This window comes from Nocardia jiangsuensis (assembly GCF_042650385.1).
GTDB classification, from domain to species: Bacteria; Actinomycetota; Actinomycetes; order Mycobacteriales; family Mycobacteriaceae; genus Nocardia; species Nocardia jiangsuensis.
In genome coordinates this window covers 189,776-205,116 of record NZ_JBHSAX010000014.1, presented here as the reverse complement: position 1 = coordinate 205,116, position 15,341 = coordinate 189,776, and the positions used below count along the sequence as shown (strand labels likewise).

Annotated in this window: 16 protein-coding genes and 1 riboswitch; of the genes, 5 read left to right on the top strand and 11 right to left on the bottom strand. The window is 71.6% G+C overall.

The features are described 5' to 3' along the window. Positions 1–2 precede the first annotated feature (2 nt). The 5 genes from thiC to ACFO0B_RS15210 all read right to left on the bottom strand — a co-directional run bounded on the left by thiC (position 3) and on the right by ACFO0B_RS15210 (position 4,873). Positions 3–1,628: a phosphomethylpyrimidine synthase ThiC gene (gene thiC / locus ACFO0B_RS15230; protein WP_378613812.1), complete on the bottom strand. Its 1,626-nt coding sequence runs from the start codon at positions 1,626–1,628 to the stop codon at positions 3–5. Beyond that, positions 1,617–1,726: riboswitch (TPP riboswitch) on the bottom strand. (Overlaps the previous gene by 12 nt.) Positions 1,727–1,751: 25 nt before the next feature. Further along, positions 1,752–2,378 (bottom strand): TetR/AcrR family transcriptional regulator, encoded by a 627-nt coding sequence (locus tag ACFO0B_RS15225; RefSeq protein WP_378613084.1) that lies wholly within the window; start codon positions 2,376–2,378, stop codon positions 1,752–1,754. Between the two features lie 95 nt (positions 2,379–2,473). Then, positions 2,474–3,289 (bottom strand): exodeoxyribonuclease III, encoded by an 816-nt coding sequence (locus ACFO0B_RS15220; protein ID WP_378613082.1) that lies wholly within the window; start codon positions 3,287–3,289, stop codon positions 2,474–2,476. 10 nt (positions 3,290–3,299) lie between these two features. Next, positions 3,300–4,286, bottom strand: coding sequence for an N-acetylglutamate synthase, CG3035 family (locus ACFO0B_RS15215; RefSeq protein WP_378613081.1), 987 nt, complete (start codon positions 4,284–4,286; stop codon positions 3,300–3,302). Next, a complete protein-coding gene (locus tag ACFO0B_RS15210; protein WP_378613080.1) occupies positions 4,286–4,873 on the bottom strand; it encodes a peptide deformylase in 588 nt (195 codons plus the stop codon). The genes ACFO0B_RS15215 and ACFO0B_RS15210 overlap by 1 nt, the downstream gene beginning before the upstream one ends. 126 nt (positions 4,874–4,999) lie before the next feature. On the opposite strand from ACFO0B_RS15210, the gene ACFO0B_RS15205 reads away from it, so the two are divergent. The 5 genes from ACFO0B_RS15205 to ACFO0B_RS15185 all read left to right on the top strand — a co-directional run bounded on the left by ACFO0B_RS15205 (position 5,000) and on the right by ACFO0B_RS15185 (position 9,387). Next, positions 5,000–5,323 carry a DUF3263 domain-containing protein gene (locus ACFO0B_RS15205; RefSeq protein ID WP_233020840.1) on the top strand — a complete coding sequence of 108 codons (324 nt, stop codon included), beginning with the start codon at positions 5,000–5,002 and terminating at the stop codon, positions 5,321–5,323. A gap of 66 nt (positions 5,324–5,389) precedes the next feature. After that, positions 5,390–5,977, top strand: coding sequence for a LytR C-terminal domain-containing protein (locus ACFO0B_RS15200; protein WP_378613078.1), 588 nt, complete (start codon positions 5,390–5,392; stop codon positions 5,975–5,977). A gap of 171 nt (positions 5,978–6,148) precedes the next feature. Next, entirely contained in the window at positions 6,149–6,832 is a 684-nt protein-coding gene (sodC, locus tag ACFO0B_RS15195; protein ID WP_378613076.1) for a superoxide dismutase[Cu-Zn], read from the top strand. Between the two features lie 10 nt (positions 6,833–6,842). Continuing rightward, positions 6,843–8,000 (top strand): glutamate--cysteine ligase, encoded by a 1,158-nt coding sequence (locus tag ACFO0B_RS15190; protein ID WP_378613074.1) that lies wholly within the window; start codon positions 6,843–6,845, stop codon positions 7,998–8,000. A 61-nt stretch (positions 8,001–8,061) separates the two neighbouring features. After that, positions 8,062–9,387, top strand: coding sequence for a phosphatase PAP2 family protein (locus ACFO0B_RS15185; RefSeq protein ID WP_378613073.1), 1,326 nt, complete (start codon positions 8,062–8,064; stop codon positions 9,385–9,387). A gap of 14 nt (positions 9,388–9,401) precedes the next feature. Here the strand turns inward: ACFO0B_RS15185 and mnhG are convergent, their stop codons facing one another. The 6 genes from mnhG to ACFO0B_RS15155 are packed head-to-tail and all read right to left on the bottom strand — an operon-like array spanning position 9,402 to position 15,321. Beyond that, a complete protein-coding gene (gene mnhG / locus ACFO0B_RS15180) occupies positions 9,402–9,734 on the bottom strand; it encodes a monovalent cation/H(+) antiporter subunit G (protein WP_378613071.1) in 333 nt (110 codons plus the stop codon). Then, positions 9,731–9,991, bottom strand: coding sequence for a monovalent cation/H+ antiporter complex subunit F (locus tag ACFO0B_RS15175; protein WP_378613070.1), 261 nt, complete (start codon positions 9,989–9,991; stop codon positions 9,731–9,733). Before ACFO0B_RS15175 ends, mnhG begins: the two co-directional genes overlap by 4 nt. Continuing rightward, positions 9,988–10,524: a Na+/H+ antiporter subunit E gene (locus tag ACFO0B_RS15170; RefSeq protein WP_378613069.1), complete on the bottom strand. Its 537-nt coding sequence runs from the start codon at positions 10,522–10,524 to the stop codon at positions 9,988–9,990. Before ACFO0B_RS15170 ends, ACFO0B_RS15175 begins: the two co-directional genes overlap by 4 nt. Then, positions 10,521–12,125 carry a Na+/H+ antiporter subunit D gene (locus ACFO0B_RS15165; protein ID WP_378613068.1) on the bottom strand — a complete coding sequence of 535 codons (1,605 nt, stop codon included), beginning with the start codon at positions 12,123–12,125 and terminating at the stop codon, positions 10,521–10,523. Before ACFO0B_RS15165 ends, ACFO0B_RS15170 begins: the two co-directional genes overlap by 4 nt. Then, positions 12,122–12,502 (bottom strand): Na(+)/H(+) antiporter subunit C, encoded by a 381-nt coding sequence (locus ACFO0B_RS15160; RefSeq protein ID WP_378613066.1) that lies wholly within the window; start codon positions 12,500–12,502, stop codon positions 12,122–12,124. Before ACFO0B_RS15160 ends, ACFO0B_RS15165 begins: the two co-directional genes overlap by 4 nt. After that, positions 12,499–15,321, bottom strand: coding sequence for a Na+/H+ antiporter subunit A (locus ACFO0B_RS15155; RefSeq protein ID WP_378613065.1), 2,823 nt, complete (start codon positions 15,319–15,321; stop codon positions 12,499–12,501). Before ACFO0B_RS15155 ends, ACFO0B_RS15160 begins: the two co-directional genes overlap by 4 nt. Between the last annotated feature and the right edge of the window lie 20 nt (positions 15,322–15,341).

Genomic DNA, 15,341 nt, shown 5'->3' with positions numbered 1-15,341 from the left:
CCTCAGGGCACGACGGGCAGGTAGACCTGCGAACCCCTCCCGGCGAACTCCGCCGACTTCTCGACCATCCCCGCCTCGATGGCCTCGACATCGGTGAGGTCGTTCTTCGCGGCGTACGCGCGCACGTCCGCGGAGATGCGCATGGAGCAGAACTTCGGCCCGCACATGGAGCAGAAGTGCGCGGTCTTGGCGGGCTCGGCGGGCATGGTCTCGTCGTGGTATTCCCGCGCGGTGTCGGGATCGAGCGAGAGCGCGAACTGGTCGCGCCAGCGGAACTCGAAGCGCGCGCGCGAGAGCGCGTCGTCGCGCCGCTGCGCGTGCGGGTGCTGCTTGGCCAGGTCGGCGCTGTGCGCGGCGATCTTGTAGGTGATCACCCCGACCTTGACGTCGTCCCGGTTCGGCAGGCCGAGGTGCTCCTTGGGGGTGACGTAGCAGAGCATGGCGGTGCCCGCCTGGGCGATCATCGCGGCGCCGATGGCCGAGGTGATGTGGTCGTAGGCGGGCGCGATATCGGTGGCGAGCGGGCCGAGGGTGTAGAAGGGCGCCTCCGCGCAGAGCTCCTCCTCCAGCCGCACGTTCTCCACGATCTTGTGCATCGGCACGTGGCCGGGGCCCTCGATCATCACCTGCACCCCATGGGATTTCGCGATCGCGGTGAGCTCGCCGAGGGTGCGCAGCTCGGCGAATTGCGCGGCGTCGTTGGCGTCGGCGATCGAGCCGGGGCGCAGCCCGTCGCCGAGCGAGAAGGTGACGTCGTAGCGCGCCAGGATCTCGCAGAGCTCCTCGAAGTGCGTGTACAGGAACGACTCCCGATGGTGCGCCAGGCACCACGCGGCCATGATGGAGCCGCCCCGGGAGACGATGCCGGTGACCCGCTCGGCGGTGAGCGGGATGTAGCGCAGCAGCACGCCGGCGTGCACGGTCATGTAGTCGACGCCCTGCTCGGCCTGCTCGATCACGGTGTCCCGGTACAGCTCCCAGGTGAGCTGGGTCGGATCGCCGTTCACCTGCTCCAGCGCCTGGTAGATCGGCACGGTGCCGACCGGGACCGGCGAATTGCGCAGGATCCACTCGCGGGTCTCGTGGATGTTCCTGCCGGTGGAGAGATCCATGATGGTGTCGGCGCCCCAGCGGGTGGCCCAGACCATCTTCTCCACCTCCTCCGCGATGGACGAGGAGACCGCCGAGTTGCCGATATTGGCGTTGATCTTCACCAGGAACTTCTTGCCGATCACCGTCGGCTCCAGCTCCGGATGGTTGCGGTTGGCCGGAATCACCGCACGTCCAGCGGCGACCTCGGCACGCACCAGTTCGGGCTCGACGCCCTCGCGCGCGGCGACGAACCGCATCTCCGGGGTCACGAACCCCGCCCGCGCCCAGGCGAGCTGAGTGCGCGGGCCATCGCCCGCCGGCCGCTCCCAGGTGTCCCGGAGCGCGGGCAGCCCGGCCGCCAGGTCGATGGCCGCGGCGGAGTCGGTGTACGGCCCCGACGTGTCGTACACATCGAGGTGCTCACCATTGCTGAGCGGAATCCGGCGCACCGGAACCCGCAGGTCGTCCACTTCCAGATAATGCTTCACGCTGCCCTCGATGGGCCCGGTGGTCACGCTGTCGACAGCTGTCACGATGTCACTCCCTACGCCGGCATTACCCGGTCAGGTTCATACGGTCGACGGCCCTAGCCGTCCTCTCAGCCCGCTGGTGCGAGCCCCCGTTTCGACGATGAAGTTGTGCGCGGCCGACCCTACCCGCTACGCGTCGCGCAACATCCGGAACACCTGACCTCCGACGAAATCGCCGAGATCCTCCGGTGTCCAGTCGGCGTTCCCCGCCATCAGCGTCTGCACCGCACCCTCGCCCGCGGCCAGCCACTGGTCGACCAGCACCGGCAGCTTGCGGTCGGCGGCGGTGGTACCCCAGCCGAGCATGGAGCCGCGCAGCAGCGCCGTGCAGCGGTTCACCGCGATCCGCCTGCCCCGGCCGAACTCCTCGGAGATCACCGGGTCCGGGGTCTCGGCGAGGAAGCGCCACGACTCCGGGCGTGCGGCGGTGAGCTGTAGCAGGGTGCGGAAGCTGGTGACGACCGCGGTCTCGTCCGTGCCGAGGTCGCGGCCGGGGAGCGTGGCGAGCAGGTCGTGGATCAGGTAGTTCTCCTCGCGCCTGCGCAGCGCGTCGATCAGCTGCACCCGGTCCGCGAAGCAGGCGTAGACGACCGGGCGGGTGACCCGCATCCGGTCCGCGATCGAGGCCATGGTGACGGCCGAGAGCCCCTCGGAGACCGCGAGGGTGAGGGCGGTGTCGAGCACCTGTGGCCGCCTGCGCTGCGGGCCGAGATGCTGTGCCCGCTGCCGCGGCCGGACGGCCGACTCACTACCCATGGCCGGTAACCCTAGCAGCGTGAACCCGGCACGTGGCGTAACAAGACCATATGGATGGTTTTACCGGAAAACGCTCCTACCAGCGTTGATCCGTCTCAGTCGGTGAACTCCACGAGCACCGGCGCGTGATCGCTCGCGCCCTTGCCCTTGCGCTCCTGCCGGTCGACCATCGCGTCGGTGACCCCGGCGGCGAGCGCGGGGGAGGCCAGCACGAAATCGATCCGCATGCCCTCCTTCCTGGCGAAGCGCAGCTGGGTGTAGTCCCAGTAGGTGTAGACGCCGGGACCGGGCGCGAAGGGCCGCATGACGTCGGCGTACCCGGTGTCGACGACGGCGGCGAAGGCGTCCCGCTCCGGCTGCGAGGTGTGCGTTCTGTTCTCGAAGTACTCCGGGGACCAGACGTCGTCGTCGGTCGGCGCGATGTTCCAGTCGCCGACCAGCGCGATCTTCGCCGCCGGGTCGGCGGTCAGCCACTGCTCGCCGGTGCGCCGCAGCGCTGCCAGCCACTCCAGTTTGTAGCGGTAGTGCGGGTCGTCCAGCGCGCGCCCGTTCGGTACGTACAGGCTCCACACCCGGATCCCGCCGCAGGTCGCGCCGAGCGCCCGCGACTCGACCACCGGTGCCCCGAGCAGCGACTCCCCCGCGTCCCTGTCGAATCCCGGCTGCCCGGGAAAGGCCGCCTCGACGTCGGTGAGCCCCACCCGGGAGGCGATCGCGACCCCGTTCCACTGGTTCACGCCCAGGTGCGCTACCTCGTACCCGGCCTCGTCGAACCGCTCGAAGGGGAACTGGTCGTCCCGGCACTTGGTCTCCTGGATGGCGAGGACGTCGACGTCGTGGCGGTCGAGGAAGCCGATCACCCGGTCGATCCGGGAGCGGATGGAGTTGACGTTCCAGGTGGCGATCCGCACGGGTGACCCTTCAGCTGTGCCGCGGGGCGGCGTACCGGTAGCGGTGGTGCTCGACGAACCCCATCTCCCGGAAGAGCCCGAGCCCGTCGGGGTTGTCCGCGGCCACCTGGACGTAGGCGTACCCCGCCCCGCGCTCCTGACCCCAGCGCAGCAGCTCCGCGCAGACCAGCGCGCCGAGGCCGTGCCGCCGGTGCTCGGTGGCGACCGCGACGCAGGAGAGCCCCACCCACACCCGCCCGTCCGGCGCGGTGGTGACGGCGCCGCGGGCCACCGCGATCGGCTGCGGGACGCCGAGCACGGCGAAGCCGAGCGCACCGTCCCGGACGGCGTTGAGCACGTCCGGCGCCGGCCGCGGCGGCGGGGGCACGACCGGGTCCGGGATGCCGCCGCGGTACCGGTACAGCTCCAGCCAGGCCTGCGAGGGCGCGGGCGAGACGCGCACCATGGACGGCCCCTGCGGCAGCACCATGGTCTCGATATCGATGCCGAGCACGATCGTCTCGTTCCAGGTGTGCCAGCCGGGCGGGGTCGCCGCCAGCCGGTCCGGCAGGCAGAGCTGCACCGGGAGGCCGTGCTCGGTGTACCAGGCGCCGATCCGGTACAGCGTGTCCCGGCCGACGATCGCCGGGCCGCTCGAATCACCGAGCGGCAGCGCGGAATTGGCGCGGTGCGTGTAGCCGTGGCCGGCCCGCAGCAGCCAGCCGTCCAGCCAGGTCTGCTCGACCCCCGGCCAGCCGGCCGCGCCCGCGTGCTCCAGCGCCCTGATCTCCGAGGTGCGGATCGGCCGGGACGGAACCACGCGCAGCGCGACCACCCGGTCCGGCGCCACCTCGACCAGCGCGCCGTCCGCGGTGCGCACGGTCGGCGGCTGGACCGAGACCAGCTCGCCGAGCACGTCGGTGAGCGGCTGCGGATACCCCGCCGGCAGGCGGTACCGCATGACCACCCGGTCGCCGACGGCGGGGAGCCGCTCGGCCGTCGGCGGCTCGATGCTCATCAGTCGTGCCCGAACGGGTCGGGCACCGTACCCGGCAGCCAGCTCAACCCCGGTGTGCCCCAGCCGTTCCGCTTGATCGCCTTCTTCGCGGCGCGGGCGTGCCTGCCGACGAGCACGTCCACGTAGAGGAGGCCGTCCAGGTGGCCGACCTCGTGCTGCAGCATCCTGGCGAAGAACCCGGTGCCCTCCAGCTCGACCGGCTCGCCCTTCTCGTCGGTGCCGGTGACCTTCGCCCAGTCGGCGCGGCCGGTGGGGTACTGCTCGCCGGGGACGGAGAGGCAGCCCTCGTCGTCGTCGTCCGGATCGGGCATGGTCTCGGGCACCGCGGAGGTCTCCAGGATCGGGTTCACCACGGCGCCCCTGCGCCGCACGGTGCTGCCGTCGGCGGTCCGGTCCGGGCAGTCGTAGACGAAGAGCCGCTTGGCGACGCCGACCTGGTTGGCCGCGAGCCCGACGCCGTTCGCGGCGTCCAGGGTCTCGTACATGTCGGCGATCAGCGGCGCCAGCTCCTCCGGCGGCTCGGTGACCTTTTCGGTCGGGTTGTGCAGCACCGGGTCGCCGACGATCACGATCGGGAGGATTGCCATGCGGCAATTATTGCGGTTACCGGAAGGTAGTGAACACGCCGGGTGCTCGGCCGGAAACCGTCGGCACCCCGTGGTTCAATGATCCGGTCGGACCAGCACGTGATGGGAACTCGGCGAGGGAGCGAGATGGACGGCGCAGCTGCTCGGAATCCATCCGGCACCCCGGATGATGCCGACGAGCCGGTGCTGGAGGACGCGAGCGGCCTCTCCCGGCGCGATCAGGAGATCCTCGCCTTCGAGCGCCAGTGGTGGAAGTACGCGGGCGCCAAGGAGGAGGCGATCCGCGAACTGTTCGGCATGTCCCCCACCCGCTATTACCAGGTGCTGAACGCCGTCGTCGACCGGCCGGAGGCGCTCGCCGCCGACCCGATGCTGGTGAAGCGGCTGCGCAGGCTGCGCGCGAGCAGGCAGAAGGCAAGGGCCGCGCGGCGCCTCGGTTTTCAGGTCTGAGCCGGGAGTGCCGCGTGTCGGCGGCACCGGCCTCGAACGCCGGTCGGAGCGACTAGGGTCGAGCGGGTGAGCAACCCGAATCCCACCTCCGGCGGTCCGCCGCTGCGCGCGCTGGCGATGGTGTTGATCGCGCTGGCCATCGTGTTCGCCGGGCTGGGTGCGATGTCGCTGTCGGACTCCGATTCCAGCGCGGCGGACACTCCGGGAACGGAGACGAGCACCGCCGCCCCGACGACAACCGCCCCCCGCGTGACGACAACGAGCGCGGCGGCGGCTACCAGCACCACCTCGACGGTGCCGGAGACCCCGACCGCGGTGGAGACCACCACCACCGCGGCCCCGCCGCCTCCGCCCCCGCCGACGGCGCCATCGGTGAACCGCGCGGTGCCGGTGCGGGTGCTGAACAACAGCCTGGTGGCCGGGCTGGCCGGGCGCACCGCGAGCGAGCTCGGCGCGAACGGCTGGAGCAATGTCGCGACCGGCAACTACGCGGGCGGCACGCTCCCCAGAACCACCGTCTTCTACGGCGACTCGCCTGCCGAGCAGGCGGCCGCCGAGGCCATCGCCGCGGAGATCGGCGCGGTCGCCGAGCCGCGCTTCGCCGGAATCTCGGGCTCCGAGCCGGGTGTGATCGTCATCGTCACGGGTAACTGAGCGGCATAGCCGCCGGTCACCCTCGCACGATCGAGCTGCTCTCGCCAGGCACGACCGGGTCAGGCCCGGAGGCGGGAGCGGAGCGTAGCCGCGAGGGCCCCGGGCCGTGCCGAATCAGAACCTGGCAAGATCGGCACGAACCCCGTCCACATCCGTGAAGGAGTCATTCCGATGGCCTCGTCCCCGTCCCGTCGCCCGTCCTGGCGGATCGTGACCCCGGTACTCGCGCTCGCGGCGTTCGGCCTGGCCGGCTGCTCCAACAGCCAGGAGTCGACCGATGTCACGGGGACCACCCCGCCGGTCTTCACCGCGTCCCCCGCCCCCGCGGGCGAGTCCGGGCACGGCGGCGAGCACTCCGGCTCGGAGTCGGGCGCCAGTGCCGACCTGAAGGACGCCTCGGGCCAGGCGGTCGGCACCGTCAGCTTCGCCGAGGTCGGCGGGCACCTGCAGGTCACCGTCGAGGCGCGCGGGCTGCGCCCCGGCTTCCACGGGCTGCACATCCACTCGGTCGGCAAGTGCGAGGCGAACTCGGTCGCCCCGACCGGCGGCCCCGCGGGCGACTTCCTCTCCGCGGGCGGGCACCTCCAGGTCGGCAGCGCGAACAGCCACCCGGCCAGCGGCGACCTGACCTCGCTGCAGGTGCGCGGCGACGGCACCGCCTCGCTGGTCACCACCTCCGACACCGTCACGCTGGCGGACATCGAGGACAAGGCGATCGTGGTGCACGCCGACGCCGACAACTTCGGCAACATCCCGAACCGGTACCAGCGCGCCGACGGCGTCGCCGGGCCGGACGAGGCCACCCTCGCCACCGGTGACGCGGGGGGCCGCGTCGCCTGTGGCGTCATCCACTAGGGGGAGCGGTATGCCCGGGGCTGATCGCAGGGGCAGCGGAACGAACGTCGAGTTCCACGGTTCGCCCCGGCCGACCATCGGCATCGAGTGGGAGATCGCGCTGGTCGACAAGGTGACCCGCGATCTCTCCAACACCGCGGCCGCCGTCTTCGACGAGGTCGGCGAGGTACGCGCGCACGACGGCACCCCGCAGCTCTCGAAGGAGCTGCTGCGCAACACCGTCGAGCTGGTCACCGGGGTGCACGAGACGGTCGGCGCCGCCCTGGACGACCTCACCGGCACCATGAACGTGCTGCGCCGGGCCGCCGACCCGCTCGGGGTCGACCTGTTCTGCGCGGGCACGCACCCGTTCGCGCAGTGGTCGGCGCAGCAGCTCACCCGCTCCGAGCACTACGACGAGCTGATCGAGCGCACCCAGTGGTGGGGCAGGCAGATGCTGATCTGGGGGGTGCACGTGCACGTGGGGGTGTCGCACCGGGAGAAGGTCTTCCCGATCCTGAACGCGATGCTGCCCTCCTACCCGCACCTGCTCGCGCTCTCCGCCTCCTCGCCCATGTGGTCCGGCTCGGACACCGGCTACGCCTCGAACCGGGCGCTCATGTTCCAGCAGCTGCCCACCGCCGGGTTGCCGTTCCAGTTCGAGAAGTGGTCGCAGTTCGAGGGATTCGTGCACGACCAGTTCAAGACCGGGGTCTTCGAGCAGCTCGGCGGCATGCACTGGGACATCAGGCCCGCGCCGAAGTGGGGCACGATCGAGGTGCGGATCTGCGACGGCGTCTCCACGCACCGCGAGCTCGGCGCGCTGGCCGCCTTCATCCACTGCCTGATCGTCGACCTGGACAAGCGGGTCGAGGCCGGTGAGACGCTGCCCACACTGCCGGTATGGCATGTGCAGGAGAACAAGTGGCGTGCGGCCAGGTACGGGCTGGACGCCATCGTCATCACCGACTCGGACAGCAACGAGCGGCTGGTCACCGACGACTTGGACGACCTGCTGAACCGGCTGGAGCCGACCGCGGCCGAGCTGGGCTGCGCCGACGAGCTGCGCGCGGTGGCCGAGATCCCGCGCGACGGCGCCAACTACCAGCGGCAGCGCCGGGTGGCGGCGGCCAGCCAGGGCGATCTGATCGCGGTGGTCGATTCGCTGGTGCGCGAGCTGAATCCCTGACGTCGACCTCCCGTTCAAGCACCGGGGGCGGTGTTGTTCACACGCCGTTTACTATGGGCGGATGCTTGTGGAGGACCCTGTCCGGCGCAGCCGCCGGGCGCAGCTCTCGATCGTGCTCGTCGCGGCGGTCGGCCTGCTGCTGGCGGGGCTCCAGGCGGTGGCGCTGCGGCAGGGCTTCGAGGGGCCGCTGAGCAGCCTCTGGAAGGACTTCGCCGGCACCCCGAAGTCGATGACGGTGCCGTGGGCCGGGCTGGTGCTCGCGCTGGTCGGGCTGCGCGTGCGGGACCGGTTCGTCGCGGCGGGCGCGGCGATCGGCATCGACCTGATCGGTGCGGGCGCCAGGCTGCTCGCCGGTGACCCGCCGACAGTCGGCAACGGACCGGTCTGGGTGCTCGCCGGGATCACCGTGCTCGCGCTGTGGCGCTGGAGCGGGCTGCGGCGCCGGACCGCGCTGCACGCGGTCGCGCTCGGCGCGCTGCTCATCCTGGCCACCAAGGTCGGCGACGTCTGGCTGCACGTCACCATCCTCGCGCACCCCGGGGTGCTGGACGAGTACGTCATGCTGGCCGATCACGCGCTCGGCGATCCGTCCTGGGTGCTCGGCCGGGTGGTCGACGCGCTCGGGCCGGTGGTGTACGCGGTGCTGCACTGGGTCTACATCGAGCTGCCGCTGGCGGCGATCGTGGTCGCGGTGTGGCAGCTGCGCCGGGTGGTCTCGTCCGGGCGCTGGCCGGGGCACTACCTGGTGCGCACCTTCCTGGTGCTCGGGCTGGCCGGGCCGGTGGTGTACCTGATCTTCCCGGTGGTCGGGCCGATGTTCGCCTTCGGCGCGGACGGGAACGGGCTGCAGGTGGGGAACTATTGGCCGCAGTTCGTTCCGCCGATCGACCGCAGCCCCGGCGTGCTCCCCTTCGATCAGGTGACGCCGCGCAACTGCATGCCGTCCATGCACACGGCCTGGGCGCTCGCCGTCTTCCTGCACACCAGGCGGGGCGTGGACGGCTCGCCCGCGCCGCGCTGGCTGCGCTGGGGCGGCACCTTCTGGCTCTGCGCGACGCTCACCGCGACGCTCGGCTTCGGCTACCACTACGGGGTCGACCTGGTCGCGGGCGCCGTGCTCTGCCTCGCTGTCGAGTCGGCGCTGCGCGATCCCGAGCGCGGGTACGGGTGGTTCCGCTGGCGGCTGGTGCTCTTCGGCGCCGCCGTGCTCGTCGCGCTGCTGCTCGCCTACCGCTTCCTCGCTGTCCCCATGGCCGAGTACCCGGTCTTCGCCGGGACGGCGATCCTCGCCCTGCTCGCAGCGGTGGCCGCGGTCTTCCACGCCACCTGGTTCGCCGCGCTGAAGCCCATCGTCCCCGAGCCCGCCGTCCCCGAGCCCGCCCGCTGATCCCGGCCGGAAAACTACACTTCCTCGTCGCCGAGCTCGTTGATCTGGAGCAACCCGTCCCGGTAGCGCTGCTCCCGGTAGGCGGTGCGCCCGATGAGGTGCGCGATCACCGGCGCGGTGAGCAGCACGAACAGCATCATGAGCACGAGCATCCAGGCGTTCACGTCACCGCGCACCTGGATGGCCGCGCCGAGCAGCACCAGCACCAGCCCGATCACCTGCGGCTTGGTCGCGGCGTGCATCCGGGCGAGGGTGTCCCGGAAGCGGACCAGCGCGATGGCCGCGGTCAGCGCCAGCGTGGAGCCGAAGAGGATGAGGACCGCGGAGACCCACTCCAGCGCGCTCACCGGTCGTCCCTGACCCGGAAGCGGGAGACCGCGGCCGACCCGAGGAACCCGACCAGCGCCAGCGCGACGATGGCGGGCACCACCGAGGTCTCCTTGCTCCAGGCCGCGTACACCGCGAGCCCGGCCGCCGCCATGGCGGTGAGCGAGTCCATCCCGACCACCCGGTCCAGCGTGCTCGGGCCGGTCAGTACGCGGAACAGCGTGAGCAGCGCGGCCACCGAGAGCAGCACCGCGGCGACACCGGCGACGACGGTCATGACTTCGCCTCCTCGGCGGGGGTTTCCGGCTCGAGCCGCCGCTCGAAGGACGAGACGAGCAGCCGCTCCAGCCTGCGGGTGGTGCGGTAGAACTGCTCGACCGCGGCGTCGCTGCCCACGTCGAGCACGTGCACGTAGACCACCCGGCGGTCCCGGTCGATCTCCAGCACCATGGTCCCCGGGATGAGATTGAGCAGGTCGACGCAGAGCGCGAGCACCAGCTCGGACTGGATGTCGAGCCGCACCCGCAGCACCCCGGAGACCGGCTGCGACCCCGGCCGGATCCCGAGCCAGGCCACCTGGAGGCTGGAGTGCAGCGCGTAGTAGGTGCTCACCGCGACCAGTTCGGCGAAGGCGATGGGGTTGAACCGGCCGCTCACCGGCATGGTCGGCAGCGGCAGCACCACCACGATGACGATGCCGATCAGCAGCCCGGCGACCAGGTTGCCCAGCGTCATCGAGCCCCACAGCAGCGTGTAGACGAGCGCGAGCCAGAGCACGACGCCGACCCGGCCGAGATTCTCCCGGCTCACCGGTATGCCTCCGGGTCGTCGCCGAGCACCGCGCTCACGTAGACGCCGGGGTTGTCCAGCTCGGCGGCGGCGCGGTCGGTGATGTCGAGGATCGGCCCGGCCAGCACGGTCAGCGCGAAGCCGACGAGGACGAGCCCCGCGGTCGCGCCGACCATGAGCGCGGGCATCCGGCCGGGGTCGGTGCGTTCGTCGTAGAGCACGTCGGTGGTCTCCTCCACCAGGTTCGCGGGGCGGGCCATGGCGAGGTGCCCCTCGGGCGCCTCGGAGCGCGGCCGCCAGAACGCCTTGCTCCAGACCAGCGCCACCACGTACAGCGTCAGCAGGCTGGTGATCACCGCGCCTGCCACCAGAACCCAGGCCAGCCAGCCGCCGTCCGCGGCGCCCGCCTGCAACAGCGCGACCTTCCCGATGAATCCCGAGAACGGCGGGATCCCGCCGAGGTTCAGCGCGGGGATCAGGAACAGCAGCCCCAGCAGCGGGCTCGCCCCGGCCAGCCCGCCGAGCCTGCGCAGCGAGACCGACCCGGCCTGCCGCTCGATCAACCCGACAACGAGGAAGAGCGCGGTCTGCACCAGGATGTGGTGCGCCACGTAGTACACCGCGCCGCCGAGCCCGGCCTCGCTGGCCAGCCCGATGCCGAAGAGCATGTAGCCGATATGGCTGACCAGGGTGAACGAGAGCAGCCGCCGGATGTCGCTCTGCGCGATGGCGCCGAAGATGCCGACCAGCATGGTGAGCAGCCCGGCCACGAGCAGCAGGGTGTCGAATCCGCTCTCCGGGAAGAAGAGCGCGTGCGTCCGGATGATGGCGTAGACACCGACCTTGGTGAGCAGCCCGGCGAAGACCGCGGTGACCGGCGCCGGCGCGGTCGGGTAGGAGTCGGGCAGCCAGTTGGAGAGCGGGAAGATCGCCGCCTTGATGCCGAAGGCCACCAGCAGCACCGCGTACACCGCGTTGCGCACGCCCTCCGGCGCCGCCCCGATCCGCAGCGCCAGCTGGGCCAGGTTCAGCGTTCCGGTCGCCGCGTAGGCCAGCGCGATGCCGACCAGGAAGATCAGCGAGCTGAGCATGGAGACCATGACGTAGGCGACGCCCGCCCGCACCCGCTCGGCGGTCGCGCCGACGGTGAGCAGCACGAAGGAGGCGCCGAGCAGGATCTCGAAGCCGACGAAGAGGTTGAACAGGTCACCGGCGAGGAAGGTGGTGCCGACGCCCGCGGTCAGCACCAGGTAGGTGGGGCGGTAGATCGAGGTGGGCTGGCGCTCGTCGCCGTCCCTGATGTTCTGGCCCGCGCCGTAGACGGAGACGACGAGCAGCACGATCGAAGAGACCAGCAGCATGACCGCGGAGAGCCGGTCCACCACCAGGGTGATGCCGATCGGGACGTCCCAGCCGCCCACCTGGACGGCGGTGGTGCCGTCGCGGTCGGCCAGGTGGAGCAGCGCCGCGCAGACCGCGACCACCGCGGTCAGCGCGATCAGCGTGACCATGCTCTGCAGCCGCGGCCTGCGGCCGAAGATCAGCGTGATGGCGGCGGCGATCAGGGGAATGAGAACCGGAAGGGGGGCCAATACGGACAGCAGGCTGGAATCTGGGCTCAATCCTCCGGGTCCTCTCGCTCGCGCCGCCCCGCGACGTCGGCGTCCTCGGCGTCGTCGGGCACGTCGTCGGTAGTGGTGAGCATCCGCGCGCGATAGGCGAGGGCGAGCACGAAGGCGGTGAGCCCCATGGTGATGACGATGGCGGTGAGCACCATGGCCTGGGCCAGCGGGTCGGCCATGTCCTGATCGGCCGCCTCCGCGTTGCGCAGCGGCGGGTTCCCGTCCGGGCCCCCGACGGTGAGGATGAGCAGGTTCACCGCGTTGCCGAAGAGGATCATGCCGAGCAGCATCTTGGAGACCGCGCGCTCCAGGATCAGGTAGACGCCGCAGGCCACCAGCACGCCGATGACGACGAGCAGGGTCAGGTTCGCGGTCATGCGGCGCCGCCCTTCGCGCCGACCGGCGTGTCCGAGTCGAGCTCGCTGTCCAGGCGCGCGCCGAGCGAGCGCAGCACGTCCAGGACCAGCCCGACCACGATGAGGTAGACGCCGAGGTCGAAGAAGAGTGCCGTCACCAGCTTGATCTCCCCGAAGAGCGGCAGCGTCACCTCGACGATCGCCGAGGAGAGCGGCGGCGCCCCGACCACCAGCGAGGCCGCCGCGGTGCCCGCCGCGAGGATGAGCCCGGTGCCGAGCAGGTGCCCGGCGTCCACCGGAAGCGCCTCGCCCAGCTCGTAGCGGCCGCCCGCCAGGTAGCGCAGGGTGAGCGCGAGCCCGGCGGTGAGCCCGCCCGCGAAGCCGCCGCCCGGCGCGTTGTGCCCGGAGAAGAAGAAGTACACCGAGAGCACCATGATCGTCGGGAACACCAGCCTGGTCGCGATCTGCAGGATCATCGACCGGTTCTCCCTGGAGATGAGGCGGCCCGCGGAGAGCCAGCCCACCCGGTCCGGGTCGTAGTCGGGCGCGTCCGCCGCGCGCGGCGCGCTGCCGAACCGGCGCACCCGGAAGACCAGCGACGCCACCCCGGTCGCGGCGACGACCAGCACCGAGACCTCGCCCATGGTGTCCCAGGCGCGGATATCGACGAGCAGCACGTTGACCGCGTTCTTGCCGCCGCCGAGCGTGTAGGCGGCCTCCGGGATGAGCTGCCAGATCGGCGTCGCGCTGCGCGCCGCGACGGCCACCGCGCCGAGCACCGCGACCACCGAGCCGACCGCGATGCCGAGCACCGCCCTGCTCCCCTTCGAGGCGGCCAGCCTGCTCTGTTCGATCTCCGCCGGGAAGGCGCGCAGCACCAGCACGAACACCACCAGCAGCAGCGTCTCCACCAGGAACTGGGTGAGCGCGAGGTCGGGGGCGCCGTGCAGCGCGAAGATGACGCCGCAGCCGTAGCCGGTGACGCCGACGACGAGTACCGCGGCCAGCCGGTTCCGCGCGACGGTCGCCGCCAGCGCGGAGGCGATCATGACCAGCGCGATCACCAGCTGCATCGGGGTGTCCCAGAGCCGCATCCGGAATTCGCTCGGCCCGGCGATGGCCAGCGCGACCGCGGGCAGCAGCGTCATGGTGCCGAGGATGGTGGCCTGGTTCAGCGGCAGCGAGCCGCGCTGGGTGGCCGCGGTCATCCGCAGCGAGAGCCGGTCCATCTGCTTGAGCGTGGCGTCGTAGACCCGGTCGGCGTTGCCCAGCCGCGGGTGCGCCGACTCGTGGATCCGGCCCCGCACCGCGAAGACCGCGAGCCCGCCCGCCACCACGACCACGGTGAGCAGCAGCGGCAGCGTGAAGCCGTGCCAGAGCGCCAGCTGCTCGGGGGCGGGGCCGGGCAGCGTGCGGGCGTAGGGCGCGAGCAGCGTGTCGACCCAGGGCGCGGCGAGCCCGGCGGCGAGCCCGGCCAGCGCGAGCAGCACCGGCGGAGCGAGGAAGGCGAGATCCGGGCCGTGCCAGTGCCGCAACGGCTCGACGCCGTCCTTGTCGGCGAAGGCGCCCCAGACGAAACGGGCACTGTAGGCCACGGTCAGCATCGAGCCGACGACGAAGACCGCGAGCAGCGCGACCCGGACCGGCCCGGCCAGCACCTCGGCGTGCTGCGCGGCGGCCAGCGCGCTCTCCTTGCCGACGAAGCCGAGCAGCGGGGGGATGCCCGCCATGCTCAGCGCGGCCAGCGCGGCGGCGCCGAACAGCACCGGCTCGCGGCGGCCGAGCCCGGAGAGGCTGCCCAGTTCGCGGGTGCCCGCACCGTGGTCGACGATGCCGACCACCATGAACAGGCAGGCCTTGAACAGCGCGTGCGCCACCACCATGGCGATGCCTGCCAGCGCGGCGTCCGGGGTGCCGATGCCGACCAGCATGACCAGGAAGCCGAGCTGGCTGACGGTGCCGAAGGCGAGTACCAGCTTGAGGTCGGTCACCTGCAGCGCGCGCCAGCCCGCCAGCACCATCGAGACCGCGCCGAGCGTCAGCACCAGCGGGTGCCAGACCGGCGACTCGGCGAAGGCGGGCGCGAGCCGCGCGATCAGGTAGACACCGGCCTTCACCATGGCGGCCGCGTGCAGGTAGGCGCTCACCGGGGTCGGGGCGGCCATGGCGCCGGGCAGCCAGAAGTGCAGCGGCACGATCGCGGACTTGCTCAGCGCGCCGACCAGGATCAGCCCGACCGCGACGCTCGCGGCCACCCCGCTCGGCGCCCCGCCGTCCAGCAGGTCGGAGAGCAGGAAGCTGCCGGAGAGGTGGCCGAGCAGCACGATGCCGGTGAGCATGGTGAGCCCGCCCGCACCGGTCACCAGCAGCGCCTGGATGGCCGCGCGCCTGCTGGCCGCCTTGTCCGCGTTGTGCCCGACCAGCAGGAACGACAGGACCGTCGTGATCTCCCAGAAGACATAGAGCAGCAGCATGTTGTCGCTGGTCACGACGCCGAACATGGCGCCGGAGAAGGCGACCAGCTGGGCCGCGAAGGCGCCGAGCCGCGGTTCGTCGTCGTCGAAGTAGCGGGCGCAGTAGCAGAGGATGAGGGTGCCGATGCCGAGCACGAGCACGGCCAGCACGGCGGCGAGCGAATCGAACCGCAGGTCGATGTTCATCCCGATCGCGGGGGCCCACTCCACGCTGACCACCTGGGTGGTGCCCCACTGGGCCACCACCCAGCCGAGGCAGGCGAGCGGGACCGCCGCGAGCGGATAGAAGGCTTTTCGACCCGCGATCCGAACGCACAGCGGGGCCACCACGGCGGCAAGGGCATGTGCGAGCAGGATTACGAGCAAACTACGCTCCGTCGTCTCGG